This window comes from Pseudomonas sp. LY-1, assembly GCF_053502595.1.
This window is the reverse complement of sequence record NZ_CP094353.1, coordinates 3,658,933-3,672,452: the sequence shown is the minus strand read 5'-3', so window position 1 is coordinate 3,672,452 and position 13,520 is coordinate 3,658,933. Positions and strand designations below refer to the sequence as shown.

At 61.6% G+C, this 13,520-nt stretch carries 11 protein-coding genes; 9 read left to right on the top strand and 2 right to left on the bottom strand.

Translation table 11 applies throughout. The features are described from left to right. The first annotated feature begins 10 nt into the window (after window positions 1–10). Window positions 11–1,393, top strand: coding sequence for an MBL fold metallo-hydrolase RNA specificity domain-containing protein (locus tag MOQ67_RS16730; RefSeq protein WP_046383383.1), 1,383 nt, complete (start codon window positions 11–13; stop codon window positions 1,391–1,393). A gap of 127 nt (window positions 1,394–1,520) precedes the next feature. Next, window positions 1,521–2,201, top strand: a complete 681-nt coding sequence (locus MOQ67_RS16725) for a BON domain-containing protein (RefSeq protein ID WP_017845762.1) — start codon at window positions 1,521–1,523, stop codon at window positions 2,199–2,201. Window positions 2,202–2,211: 10 nt separating this feature from the next. Here MOQ67_RS16725 and MOQ67_RS16720 read toward each other — a convergent pair whose 3' ends face one another. Further along, a complete protein-coding gene (locus MOQ67_RS16720) occupies window positions 2,212–4,056 on the bottom strand; it encodes a response regulator (RefSeq protein WP_448675527.1) in 1,845 nt (614 codons plus the stop codon). 398 nt (window positions 4,057–4,454) lie between these two features. Here MOQ67_RS16720 and MOQ67_RS16715 point away from each other — a divergent pair, with 398 nt between their 5' ends. The 7 genes from MOQ67_RS16715 to MOQ67_RS16685 all read left to right on the top strand — a co-directional run bounded on the left by MOQ67_RS16715 (window position 4,455) and on the right by MOQ67_RS16685 (window position 12,772). Next, entirely contained in the window at window positions 4,455–5,837 is a 1,383-nt protein-coding gene (locus MOQ67_RS16715; RefSeq protein WP_017845764.1) for an NAD-dependent succinate-semialdehyde dehydrogenase, read from the top strand. Between the two features lie 63 nt (window positions 5,838–5,900). Further along, window positions 5,901–7,040: an NAD(P) transhydrogenase subunit alpha gene (locus MOQ67_RS16710; RefSeq protein ID WP_017845765.1), complete on the top strand. Its 1,140-nt coding sequence runs from the start codon at window positions 5,901–5,903 to the stop codon at window positions 7,038–7,040. After that, window positions 7,037–7,378: an NAD(P) transhydrogenase subunit alpha gene (locus tag MOQ67_RS16705; protein ID WP_017845766.1), complete on the top strand. Its 342-nt coding sequence runs from the start codon at window positions 7,037–7,039 to the stop codon at window positions 7,376–7,378. Before MOQ67_RS16710 ends, MOQ67_RS16705 begins: the two co-directional genes overlap by 4 nt. 9 nt (window positions 7,379–7,387) lie before the next feature. Further along, complete coding sequence (locus MOQ67_RS16700; protein ID WP_017845767.1) at window positions 7,388–8,824, top strand: NAD(P)(+) transhydrogenase (Re/Si-specific) subunit beta; 1,437 nt, start codon at window positions 7,388–7,390, stop codon at window positions 8,822–8,824. A 66-nt stretch (window positions 8,825–8,890) separates the two neighbouring features. Next, window positions 8,891–10,024 (top strand): NAD(P)H-hydrate epimerase, encoded by a 1,134-nt coding sequence (locus tag MOQ67_RS16695; protein ID WP_046484224.1) that lies wholly within the window; start codon window positions 8,891–8,893, stop codon window positions 10,022–10,024. A gap of 296 nt (window positions 10,025–10,320) precedes the next feature. Next, window positions 10,321–11,046 (top strand): dienelactone hydrolase family protein, encoded by a 726-nt coding sequence (locus MOQ67_RS16690; protein WP_017845769.1) that lies wholly within the window; start codon window positions 10,321–10,323, stop codon window positions 11,044–11,046. 37 nt (window positions 11,047–11,083) lie between these two features. Beyond that, entirely contained in the window at window positions 11,084–12,772 is a 1,689-nt protein-coding gene (locus MOQ67_RS16685) for an HAD family hydrolase (RefSeq protein ID WP_017845770.1), read from the top strand. 21 nt (window positions 12,773–12,793) lie between these two features. Here MOQ67_RS16685 and MOQ67_RS16680 read toward each other — a convergent pair whose 3' ends face one another. After that, window positions 12,794–13,363: a GNAT family N-acetyltransferase gene (locus tag MOQ67_RS16680; RefSeq protein ID WP_198717894.1), complete on the bottom strand. Its 570-nt coding sequence runs from the start codon at window positions 13,361–13,363 to the stop codon at window positions 12,794–12,796. Window positions 13,364–13,520: the final 157 nt, after the last annotated feature.

Below are 13,520 nucleotides of genomic sequence, written 5' to 3'. Positions count from 1 at the left end.
GGACATAGCCATGCGTATGACATTTCTCGGGGCGGCCGGTACGGTCACCGGCAGCAAGTACTTGCTGGAGCATCGCGACCTGCACGTACTGATCGATTGCGGCCTGTTCCAGGGCTATAAGCAATTGCGCCTGCACAACTGGGACACGTTCCAGCTGCCGGTTCAAGACCTGCACGCCATCGTGTTGACCCACGCCCACCTGGACCACAGCGGCTACCTGCCGGTACTGGTGCGCAACGGCTATCGCGGGCCGGTGTATGCCACGCCGGCCACCTGCGAGCTGGCGAAAATCCTCCTGCGCGACAGTGGCCGCCTGCAGGAAGAAGAGGCCGAATTCGCCAACCGGCATGGTTTCTCCAAGCACGACCCGGCGCTGCCGCTCTATACCGAACAGGACGCCGAGCGCGCGTTGAAGCTGCTGCGGCCGATCGAGCTGCACCACCGGGTCGCGATCGCGCCGGGCTTGACCATCCTGCTGCGTGACGCCGGGCATATTCTTGGCGCGGCGACGGTCGAAGTCGTCGCCGATGGCGTCACGCTGGTGTGTTCCGGCGACCTGGGGCGGCCAAACGATCCCCTGATGTTCGCCCCGGAAACCATCGAGCAGACCGATTACCTGCTGGTGGAATCCACCTACGGCGATCGTCGACACCCCGCTGAGCCTCCCGAACAGCAACTGGCGGACGTGATCAACCGCACGGCGCTGCGGCGCGGCATCACCCTGGTGCCGTCGTTTGCGGTGGGGCGCGCGCAACTGCTGATGTATCACCTGTATCGACTCAAACAACAGCATGCGATCCCGGACCTGCCGATCTACCTCAACAGCCCGATGGCCACCGAGGTCACCCGCCTGTACCAGCGTTTTCGCTCTGAGCATCGGCTGTCGCTGGAGGACTGCCAGGGTATGTGCGATGGCACGCACTTTGTGTGTTCCGTGCAACAGTCGATTGACCTGGACCAGCAGCGCACCCCCGCGATCATCATTGCCGCCAGTGGCATGGCCACCGGTGGGCGGGTGCTGCACCACCTCAAGGCGCTGGCGCCCAACCCGCTCAACACCCTGTTGGTGCCAGGCTTTCAGGCCGGCGGCACACGTGGCGCGCAGATTGTCGCGGGTGTGCCGTCGGTGCGTATCCACGGCCAGGACGTGCCGATCAACGCCGAGGTGGTGCCGATGCAAACCCTGTCCGCACACGCCGATGCCGATGAAATCATGCAGTGGCTGCGCGGCTTCAAGCGTGCGCCGAAACACACCTACGTCGTACATGGCGAGCCGAACGCCTCGGACGTGCTGCGGCGGCGCATCAGCCAGGAACTGGGCTGGTCGGTGTCGGTGCCGGAGTATCGGGACAGTGTCGAACTGCCGGCGGTCGCGCAGCCTTTGCCGGTCTAGCGCCAAAAAAACGCGCCTGAATCACCGCTCCCGCGCCAAGGATGGGTACTTTCCGACCTGCTGAAAAACATCGCAACCGGATACGCTTTGGCTGATTGAGACTTTTGAAAAATTCTGGAGCTTTTTTATGAATACCGATGAAAAGCTTAGGCAACAGGTGATCGAAGAACTGAATTGGGACCTGGCACTCAAAGCCGATCAGATTTTGGTTCAAGTGTCCGATGGCATCGTCACGCTTTCCGGCAATGTCGCCAGTCACGCCGAACGCTGGCACGCGGAACAGGCGGTCGCACATGTCGCCGGTGTCGTGGATCTGCTCAACCAGATCGATGTCGTGCTGCCTTCCAGTCATGTGCGGACCGACAGTGATCTCGTCGCGGCCGCCGTTTCCGCATTGCAATGGAATACCTCGCTGGCGGACCACCGCGTCAAAGTCAGCGTGACCGATGGCTGGCTGGTGCTCAGCGGAGAAGTGGATTCTGAGCATCAGCGCCAGACGGCCGGCTACGCAGTGCGCTATCTGCAAGGGATCAAGGGGATCAGTAACGATATCGTCGTCAAGGCCCATGCCTCTGCGCAAACCATCAAGACCGATATCGAATCAGCGTTTCGCCGCAAGGCGATCATCGACGCCCACGCTATCGACGTGCGTGTGGAGGGTGGGGAAGTCACGCTCTCGGGCGTTGTCGGATCGCTCCCGGAGCGGGATATGGCGCGGTTGACGGCATCGGGCACTGCGGGTGTGCAGAAGGTTGTCGACAATCTGATGGTATCGCCCAGCGGCCTTGAATCGCCGGGTTCGACATAACCGTCCGCGATTACCCGCCGATGAGCCCGTTGCGTTTGTCATTGGTAGCCGCCGAGAGTGTTTTTTCGCCGGCTGCCAGGGCGATGCGGGCGAGTTCGGGAATCGACCTGGCTTCGGTCCTGCTCATGATCGACGCTCGGTGCTTTTCCACTGTCCGTTGACTGATCCCCAGGTTGGCAGCGATGTTTTTGCTCGGATGACCGTCCAGCACCATCGCCAGAATCTGGCGCTGCCGTGCGGTGAGGTGGCTGATATGGTCAATCGCAGCCTTGCGAAGGACCTGGGAACTCTCGGTTGCGACTTGGCTGGCCAACGCTTTCTTCACGCTGGTTAACAGCTGCTGATAACGAAACGGCTTTTCAATGAAGTCGCATACCCCAGCCTTCATCGCATCGACGACATCGGCAACGCGGCTGTTGCAACTGATCATCAGAACGGGCAACTCGTCGCCCTGTGCTTTAAGACGGGCCACCGTCTCAAGCCCGCTGATGCCCGAGCGGCGCGCATCAATGATCAGGCAGCCCGGTTGGTCAGCGGTATAACTGTCGAGAAACTGCTCGGCAGTGCCGTAGTCGCGCACCAGGTAACCTTCCGACTCCAATAGCGTGCGCAAGTCGCTGCGCAGCGCGGCGTCGTCGTCCACCACGTAAATGACGGGTTGGCGCGACGGGGGCATGGCGTGAACAGCGTGTACTGCGGCGTGTGTACTCAATGCACTGGCGAGGGTGACGCGCAGCAGGTTCAGGCTCACCGGTTTGCGAAGGAGCATGCAGTCGGCGGTCAGGGCGGACTGGGAAACCTGCTTTTTCGTCTCGGCGGTCAATATGACCGCGGGTGTGGTTCGGCTGAATTGATCGCGAATCTTTTGCACCAGTTGGACACCGTCCGAGGACCGGTCGAGCACATGCTCGGTCAAGATCAGGTCCGGTTCAATGCCCGAGCGCGCGATCCATTCCAACGCGGCGACGCTATCGCGCACCGCTGCCGTTCGATAGCCCAGCGCCCCCAAACCGCAACTGAGCATATCGCCTAGCAGGGCGTCCGGTTCCACGATCAACAGCAGGCACGTGCGAGCCATGCCCAGCGCTCGAGCGTTCTGTTGCCTGCGCGCGCCGGGCTGAACGACTGACGGCGATAACGGCGCGCTGATGGAGATCAGTGTCGCGCGTTCGTCAGCGGTTTTGACCTGTAGCTGTAAACCCAGCATCGCGCTGAGCTCCGCTATCGAGCGAAGGGCAGGCTTGCCACAGGCACCCGGCAGTGAAGCCTCATAGACAGGCATCGATACGATACGCAAGGCGTCGTCGCGGCTTTTGCAGCCCGCGAACCACAGCTCGATGCTCAGCCACTCCGAGTGGCGCCTGCAGCCCAGTGTCAGGCGTGGCGTACTGGTACTGTCCATGATGTTGGCAAGCAGACCGCTCAAGAGTTGCCTGAGGCAATCGGGAAGGCTCCTGACCCACGACGAACACGGCACGATCCGCAGGTTGCGGCGCTGGGCGGCGGCCAACGGCAAAAAGTCTTGAGCCAATGCCTTGAAGAGGGCCTGTATGGGGAAATCCACCGCTGCGTGGCGATCATAGTCTGTCGCGGGGGCGGGTTGGTCGAGCCCGAATCGACTCAACAATTTCTCCAGCGTGGCATCCAATTGTTCAAGCACCCTGCGCGCCGGTGTCGCGGGGTCGAATTCACAGGCCTCAAGCTGCCCGACGATGAGTGAAACCAATTGCGCGGTCTGGCGAAGTTTCTGATCGATGCCGCTCAACCGTTCAGCGGGGAGAGGACAGTAGGCCGATGCCGGGCCTGATGCCTGACGTGGCAACACATCTGCCGACATGGATTGCTTGACTTGCATGATTACCCCTCCTGACAAGACGCAAAGTCGTATTGCCTGATGCGTAATCCTATGCAGTTTGTAAGGCGGCTTAATTGATCTATGTAAGTATTTACCGAGCCCCGACGGTTCTAAACCGCTCGGTTGATCGCGAGCGAGCAGGCCATTCACGCTGAGCGCCTTGTTCAGGCCGCCTTTCGGTTCACATCACCGCGCTTTGCGCCAACGAAGTGCGCCGACGGCACCGTTAGAGTGCCCGCTCTTCAGGCCCTGGCCCGGGCTCAAGGGGCAGACGTAAGTAGTTTCCGACGCTAGCCAGCTGAATGCATTCAGGCCAACGTAATGCCGGTTCGTGGGGACGGCGGCTGAAGGTAGCCGGTTGACGTTGGTTAACTCAATCTCATGGGAAGGCAACCGTTATGGCTTATACAACGATCAATCCATACAACGGCGAGTTGCTCGCACAATTCGATACGCTGACGGCTGAGCAACTGGAGCACAAACTGGCGGCTGCGGCGCAGTGCTATGCGACGTGGAAACACACAACGTATGCCCAGCGCGCCTCGATCATCGCGAAGGCCGGTGAATTGATGCATCAGCGCTTCGATGCCCTGGCCCGTAAGATCACGCTGGAAATGGGCAAGCGCATCGACGAGGCCCGAGGCGAAGTCAAATTCAGCGCCGATATCATGGCGTACTACGCCAAGAACGCGGAACGCTTCCTGGCCCCGCAAGCGCTGGAGCCGAGCCAAGGCGAGGCGCACATGGAGAGCAGCCCCATCGGCGTGATCTTCGGGGTCGAACCGTGGAACTTTCCGTTCTATCAGTTGGCTCGCGTGGCCGGTCCGCATTTGATGGCAGGCAACGTGCTGGTGATCAAGCATGCCGGTTGCGTGCCTCAATGCGCGATGGCCTTCGAGCAAATCCTGCTCGAAGCCGGCGCGCCTGCCGGGCTTTATACCAACCTGTCGATCTCCCATGAGCAGTCCAGACAGGTGGTCGATGACCCGCGTGTTCGCGGGGTTGCACTGACCGGCAGTGTCGCCGCGGGCCGCAGCCTGGCGGCCTGGGCCGGGCAGAACCTGAAACCGTCTTCCATGGAGCTGGGCGGCAGCGACGCATTCATTGTGCTGGAAGACGCCGACCTGGAGCTGGCCGTCAAATGGGCGATCTGGGGGCGGATGTACAACTGCGGGCAGACCTGTTGCGCGGCAAAACGCTTCATTGTCGTGGATAAGGTCGCCGATGCCTTCCTGAAGGGCTTTCAGGCCGGGCTCGCGGCGCTGAAACCCGGCGATCCCATGGACGAAGCGACGACCCTGGGCCCGCTGTCTTCGGAAGCGGCATTGGTGCAGTTGCTCGGGCAGGTTCGCACGGCGACCGATCACGGAGCGAAGGTTCTGCTCGGGGGCACACGTATCGATCGCCCCGGCGCCTTTATGACGCCGACCATTCTCACTGACATTGCCCCTGAAAACCCGGCGTTCCGGGATGAGTTCTTCGGCCCGGTGGCGCTGTTTTTCCGCGTCAAGGACGAAGACGCCGCGATTGCCCTGGCCAACGACTCCGACTTTGGCCTTGGCGGCTCGGTGTTCACACGTGACCTGGACAGGGGGCGTCGTGTGGCAAGTCGCGTCGAGACCGGGATGATGTTCATCAACAACATCAGTTGGAGCGATGCCGAGTTGCCCTTTGGCGGCATCAAGGACTCCGGCTATGGCCGCGAGCTGGGCGACATGGGTATCCAGCAGTTCGTGAATAAAAAACTGGTGCGTTACGTGTTGGCCCAGGCGCCGGTCTGAAGCCTTGTCCTGTTTACATTCCGGGTGCCCGGCCATGCGCGGGTGCCTTCAACGGAGCGCGCGATGTACGTCAATGTGGCTGTGCTGAAAGAAACCCACCCGCACGAACGACGTGTGGCCCTCGTGCCTGGCCTCTGCGCGAAGTTATGTGCGCTGGGGGCAAGGCTTCATATGCAGGCGGGGGCGGGTGAAGCGAGTTTTTTGCCGGACGCTGCTTATTCGGATGTGCTGTTCGTGTCCAGCGGCGGACAGTGGCTGCATGAGGCTGATGTGCTTCTCGCGGTGCAGGCGCCTTCGCTGGAAGTCGTAGGCAAGATGAAGCCCGGGTCGGTACTCCTGTGTTTTGTGTATGCGCAGAAGAATCCGGCCTTGGTGCAACGTTTACTGGAGCGCCAAATCACGTGTTTTGCCATGGAGCGCCTGCCGCGCATCACGCGGGCCCAGTCGATGGATGCACTTTCAAGTCAATCGGCGTTGTCTGGGTACTATGCGGTCCAACTGGGCTCGGTGCAGATGTCTCGCATCCTGCCAAAAGTCACCACCGCGGCGGGTATCGTGGGGCCGGCGCGGGTATTGGTCCTGGGGTTGGGCGTGGCGGGGCTGGAGGCGATCGCGACTGCCCATCGCCTGGGCGCGGTGGTGGAGGGCTACGACGTGCGCCCGGAAACCGCGGAACAGGCGCGGTCCCTGGGGGCCGAGTTTGTCGATGTCGGGGTCGATGCGCGAGGCAAGGGCGGCTATGCACGGGAGCTGAGTGAGGCTGAGAAAACCCAAGTCGCTCAAGTGCTGACGGAGCATATCCAACAGGCGGACCTGGTCATTACCACGGCGGCAGTGCCGGGGCGGCCGTCTCCGCGCCTGATCAGTGCCGCACAGCTTGCCGGGATGAAACCTGGCGCGGTGATCGTCGATCTTGGCGCCGAAGGCGGCGGCAACTGCGAAGGCTGCGTGCCTGGACAGACCGTCACGATCGGTCGGGTAACCCTGATGGCGCCGTTGAATCTGCCCTCATCCTTGAGCCAGGACGCCAGCCTGCTGTATGCGAAAAATCAGTTCAACCTGTTGGCGCTGATGTTGAAGAACAACGTCATCAGCATCGATTGGGACGATCAGATTCTGGCGCAAACGGTACTCACCCACGCCGGCAAACTCATGCATTCGCTGAACCCGGCGGATGCCGCAACCCAGGAGAAGACCTCATGAACAGTGTTGGCTTCGTCGGGCTTTATATCTTCATGCTCGCCGCGTTCGCCGGCTGGGTCATCATCGGGCGGGTCCCGGCGATTCTGCACACGCCGTTGATGTCGGGCTCGAATTTTATCCATGGCATCGTGGTGATCGGCGGGCTTATCGGCCTGCTCGATGCGGCGAGCGTGGCCGAACAGGCGGCTGGTTTTGTCGCGGTGTTGCTGGGCGCGGGGAATGCCGCGGGCGGGTACGCCGTCACGGGCCGGATGCTGGCGATGTTCCAGACCAGCGCGCCGGAACCCAAGCGGCGCAAAGCTCATCACTCTGCCACCCGGAAGCCTGAAAAGGTTTGAGGTTTGATCATGCTGATTATGACGTCGCAGTGGCTGATAGGGCTGGTGTATTTCTTCGCCGCTTTTCTACTGATTTTCGGGTTGTGGCGCATGTCTTCGCCGGTTACGGCGGCCGGTGGCATCCATGTCGCCGGTTGGGGCATGGCGGCCGCCGTTATCGTGAGTTTTCTCTACGTATTTTCGGTGAGTGAGGCGGCCCGGCCACATTTACCTGTCAACGTCAGCCTCGCGCTCGTCGCGCTGCTGCTGGGCGGTGGCGCAGCGTGGTGGAGCGGGCGCAAGGCGGCCATGACTGCCATGCCGCAGATGGTCGCGATATACAACGGCATGGGCGGGGGCGCTGCCGCCGCGATCGCCGCCATGGAGTTGTTCGGGGGCCGAGTGTTCGACCTTTCGGCATTGGCCGGCACTTTGTTTGGCGCGTTGATCGGTGCGATTTCGTTATCTGGCTCCTTGATTGCCTGGGCCAAGCTGGATGGCCGCATCAACAAACCACTGCACATGAAAGGCCTGCAACTGATCAACGCCTTGCTGATGCTGGTGACGCTTTGCGTAGGCGCTTGGCTGATGGTGGTCATGCACGCCGAACACGGTTCGTTGAACGGCGTGCTGTGGTTGATTGGAGTGTTCTTCGGCTGCGCGCTGTTGTTCGGTGTGCTGATGACGTTGCCCATCGGCGGTGCCGACATGCCGGTGGTCATCTCCATCTACAATGCCTTCACCGGCCTGGCGGTCGGCCTGGAAGGGTTTGTGTTGCAGGTTCCGGCCATGATGATCGCCGGCATGCTGGTCGGCGCCGCGGGCGTGCTGCTCACATTGCTGATGGCCAAGGCCATGAATCGCACGGTCGCGCATGTGTTGTTTGCCCGATTTGGTGGCCAACCCGTGCGCAAAGGCGCGGCGATCGTGGGTGAGCTCAAGCCGACGGCGGCCAGTGATGCCGGCGTCGCCATGCGGTACGCCAATAAAGTCATCATCGTGCCCGGCTATGGCCTGGCCGTGGCGCAGGGCCAACAAAAGCTCTATGAGTTCGTGAAGTTGTTACAGGCCCACGGCGTGCTTGTGCGATTCGCGGTCCACCCGGTGGCGGGGCGTATGCCGGGACAAATGGACGTGCTACTGGCAGAGGCCGGCGTGCCTTACGACCTGATCTTCCAGTTGGACGACATCAACACCGATTTCGCCGACACCGATGTGGTGTTGGTGATCGGAGCAAACGACGTGGTCAACCCCGCCGCGCGCAGCGACAAAGCCTCGCCCATCTACGGCATGCCGATCCTGGATGTGGACAAGGCTCATCACGTGTACGTGGTCAAGCGCGGGGAGGGCAAGGGCTATGCTGGTATTCAGAACCAGCTGTTTTATGCGGAAAACTGCAACATGGTGTACGGCGATGCACAGGCCGTCCTGGTCAAGATGATCGAGGCGGTCAGAGGCTTGGGGTAACCGAGCAGGGCGACGTCACCGCGCAGGCGGTGAGTGACTTCAGTAGCGATCGAGAGTGTGAAAAGCATGAACACGTTGAGCCCCGACCTCGATAACGGCGCGCGCCAGGCGGCCTTGCTGACGGTGCGCCAGATGGCGGAAGCCGACCGGCTTTCGGTGGTTGCCGGCGTGTCGTCTTTCGAGTTGATGAGCAATGCCGGCGCGGCGGTGGCACGCGAAATCCAGCGGCGCTGGACACCCCGGCCGCTGCTGGTGCTCTGCGGGCCGGGCAATAACGGCGGCGATGGTTTTGTCTGCGCGTACCGGCTTGCGCAAGCGGGCTGGCCAGTGCGGGTGGCGATGTGGGGCAGTCGCGCCGCGCTGAAAGGCGAAGCCGGGCAACATGCACAGCGCTGGCCGGGCGAGGTTCAAGCCCTGAGCCCCGCGGTGCTTGAAGGGGCCGAGCTGATTGTCGACGCGGTATTCGGCGCCGGTCTCGCCCGTGCGCTGGAGGGGCAGGTGTTGGACACCCTGGCTGCGGCTGGCCGTGGCACGGTGCCGATTGTCGCGGTCGACACGCCCAGCGGAGTGATGGGCGATACCGGTGAGTCGTTGGGCGCCGTGGCGGCGGTGCTGACGGTGACGTTTTTTCGCAAAAAGCCGGGGCATCTGCTGTTACCGGGGCGCGATCTGTGTGGAGAAGTGATTGTGGCCGATATTGGCACGCCCGAAGCGGTGCTCGACGCCATCGTCCCCCAGGCATTTGAGAATCACCCTGGGTTGTGGCTGCCCGACTTACCGCGAGCCGGTCTCGATACCGTCGCGGGGCACCCACCGGTCGTTGCGGCGGATGCCACGCAGGTGCTGACCCTTCACGAGAGCGAATTTCGGCGGATGTTCGACTTCGTCGGCGACAAACTGACCCGCACTCGAGCCGCTGCCCAGCACGGCTCGGCTGTGGTTGTGCATCGCGGCAGTGACACGGTGATTGCCTGCCCCGATGGCCGCGCCGTGATCCATTGCAGTGTGCCCTCGGCCGCCACCGGCGAGCTGTTGGGCGGCATTATTCGGTGGCTGCGGACCCAGGGCATGCCGGCCTTTCCGGCTGCGGCAGCGGGCGTGTGGTTGCATGATGTGGCCGCTGCCGAATTCGGCCCAGGGTTACTGGCCAAAGAAGTGCCGCATCTTTTACCTGGGTTATTGCGTCGACTGTACGGCTGATTGTCCGTGGACATGTCGGTGAGTGGTGTATTGCACGTCAAATGTCCGATTTGAAACGTGGATGGGCGTGCGTTTGATATTTATCAAGTACGCTTTGCCGGAAAAGCGCAGTTTACCCCCCAGAGGCTTCAGGTCATCGTCGTGTATCCAACAGAGCAGGCCGGGCTTTTTTCGGTTTTAACCTGATAGGCGCTCGTGCCCAATCTATCGACCTGACGAACAATCAAAAAGAAAGATGAAGCCACTCTTGAAGTACCTTGCCCCTCGAAAAGGTTATATACGAAGGTATTCAACTAATGGCCTCTCACTGCGGTGTTGCAGTATCTGAGCTTCAATACAAAAAGTTTAACTTTACCGGCTATGAATTGGCCGGTGATCTGCGATTGCCGCGAGGCGCCGAAAGCCTGGTCGTTCTCGTCCATGCCAGTGGCGGCGGTCATTCGAACCCGCGTAACCATTTTATCGCGGAGTACCTGGCGCGCCACGGGATGGGCACCTTGGTGATCGACCTGCTGACAAGGACAGAGCAGCGCTGGGATAACCTGACCGGTGTGCTGCGTTTCGATATTGCATTGCTCGCCGATCGACTGGTCAAGGTCATCGACGCGATCACCCGAGACGCTGAATTACGCCGACTTGCCATGGGCTTGTTCGGTGCCAGTACGGGCGCCGCCGCCGTGCTGGTCGCCGCGGCTCACGTGGGTGGTGTGCGGGCGGTGGTCTGTCGAGGCGGGCGCACCGATCTGGCCGCCCAGGCGTTGTGCGAGGTCAAAGCGCCGACGTTGCAAGTGGTGGGCGCGGAAGACCCGATGATCCTGCGCTTGAATGTGCGGACCAGTCGGGCGTTGCACTGCACGCAAAGCCTGGAGGTCGTCAAAGGCGCGACGCACCTTTTCAAAGAGCCGGGCACCCTGGCGGACGTAGCCAGGCTGACCGGCGATTGGTTCGAAAAGTACCTGCACAAGGAACCTTTGCCCAGCGAGCCTCTGCCTGGAATCAATGGCAAGGTTTCATCTTCTTAGCGCGGGCCTGTACAACCCAACCCGTCATGGAGCGAACATGCATTTCTTAGCCTTGGCGGTCGACTATGACGGAACCATTGCCGAAAACGGCAATGTTCCCGAACACGTCTGTACAGCGCTTGCCGGCCTCAAGGCCAGCGGTCGCAAGTTGCTGTTGATTACCGGCAGGGAGTTGCAGGCGCTCAAGCATCATTTTACCCAGCTCGATCTGTTTGACCTGGTGGTCGTGGAGAATGGCGCGCTCCTGTACGACCCGCGCACTGACACCGAGGAACTCATCGCCGATTCGGCCTCGACCGCACTGGTGGAGCGCCTGCGCGACAAAGGGGTTTCACCCTTGTCCGTCGGCAGGTCCGTCATTGCCACCTGGCATCCGTTCGAGGACGCGGTGATCAGCTCGATTCGCGAGCTGGGCCTGGAGCTGCAGATGACGTTCAACAAGGATGCGATCATGGTGCTGCCGACGGGGGTGAACAAGGCCTCGGGGCTGAGTGCCGCGTTGCTGAGGCTGGGCATCTGCGAACTGAACGTGGTCGGCGTGGGCGACGCCGAAAATGACCACGCGTTTCTCGCGATCTGCGGTTGTGCGGCGGCGGTGAACAACGCGATCGACTCAATCAAGGCCCGCGCGGACATCTGCCTGAGCCAGGATCACGGGCGCGGGGTCTGCGAGCTGATAGACATGCTGCTGCAAAAGGACGCCGCGCTGGTGCCGGTCGAGCGTATCGGCGTGCAACTGGGGCGGACCGCCGATGCACGCAAGGTGTGGTTGCCGCCGGAATCGGTGCTGCTGGTAATCGGCAATTCAGGCTCCGGCAAGTCGAGCTACGTGACCTGGCTGACAGAACGCATGGTCGAGGCCCACCAGGGCTTCTGCATCATTGATCCGGAAGGCGACTATCTGTCGCTGGACGGTGCGGTCACGGTCGGTGGCCTGACCACTCCGCCGACAACCGAAGAATCGTTGCATCACCTGTTACAGGCGCGGCTTAACGTGGTGGTTAGCACCCTGGCTCTGGACCCGGCCGCCCGCGTGCAGTTATTCGGCGAATTACTGCCGTTTATCCAGCAGCTACGCAGCAGCACCGGCCGCCCGTACTGGATGGTCGTGGACGAGGCCCACTACATGCTGCCCCATTGCGCTGCGTGGCCTCCGGGGTTTCTGGCGAATATGGGGGCGATCATCGTTGCCCTGGACTTCGATCAAGTCTGCCCGTCGCTGCTGGACGCGGTAGACGTGCTGGTGACCCTGGGCAGCACCGCCCGCGAACTGGTCCAACGCTACGCCCAGCATACGCAGCGACGCTGCCCCGAATTCCCGGCGCGCTCATCCGCGCCCGACTATTTCTGTCTGTGGGACGTTCGTCATGGCGGCGACGTGGTGCTGATGGCGCAGCAGCAACCCGAGCAGAAACATCATCGCCACAGCGGCAAGTATGCGGTCGGGGATGTGGGCGCCTGGCATGCATTCTACTTTCCCAGCCTTGACCAGCGCGCCTCGAACCTTGCGGAGTTTTTGTCTTCGCTTGCGCGCCTGGACGATCCCGCGTTCCGCCAACACCGCGAGGCCGGGGACTTTTCCAACTGGTTTCGCGAGGTGATCCGCGACGACGTGCTGGCCAACGAAACCCGTCTGCTGGAAAACGATGCGTCTGTGCCGCTGCGGGATGCCCAGGAACAGATCGCGCACCTGGTGCAATCGCGCTACCACTTGGAACCGCAGTGAATGGTCGGGCGGCGTGCGCGTCTACAGTTCCAGCTCGTGAACGATGCGATCAAAATCCCGGCCCAGATAGGCCGAGGTAAAACCCGATTGCTTGTACAAGCCATGAATCGGGTAATCGGTCGACAGGTCCGTCGAGCACATTTTGTGAAACCCCTCACGCCTGGCGGCATCGATCAGATGCCCCAGCAATAAACGGCCCAGGCCCTTGCGCAGCCACGGGTCGGCGACGGCGACCGCGCAGTCGCACTGTTCGTCCTGATCGGTGGCACGCCGGTAGCGGCTGACACCGATTACCTGCAACTCGCCGTCATGGTGGATCAAGGCCAGGTAGCCGCGGCTGATCTGCGCCGGCTCGCTCAGCAGTGTATCGATTGCGCTCGCATCGACATGGGTCACTGCGCCCAAAAACCGGAAGCGCAGTGACAGCGGCGACAACCGCTGGAAAAAATGCAGCAGGCCCAGGTGATCGTGCGTCGACAACGGACGGATAAGCACATGCGTTCCGTCGTGCAGTTTTTCCAGCCAATGCTCGGCGGGCGAGGTTTTATCCATCTCGGCAATCAGAGCAGCGGTGTGTTGATTAGCTAGCATTGGGGGGCTCCAGCGCACAGTGGGGTCGAAGAACGGCCCTGTTCACACTGAGGGGGATGCGCGGCAGGCGTATTGATCAAGGTCAGAAAGCGTGATGCGGACTAACAGACCGTCCAGGGGCAGGTTGACCTGGATCAAACGGCCCCGCCCAGACCGC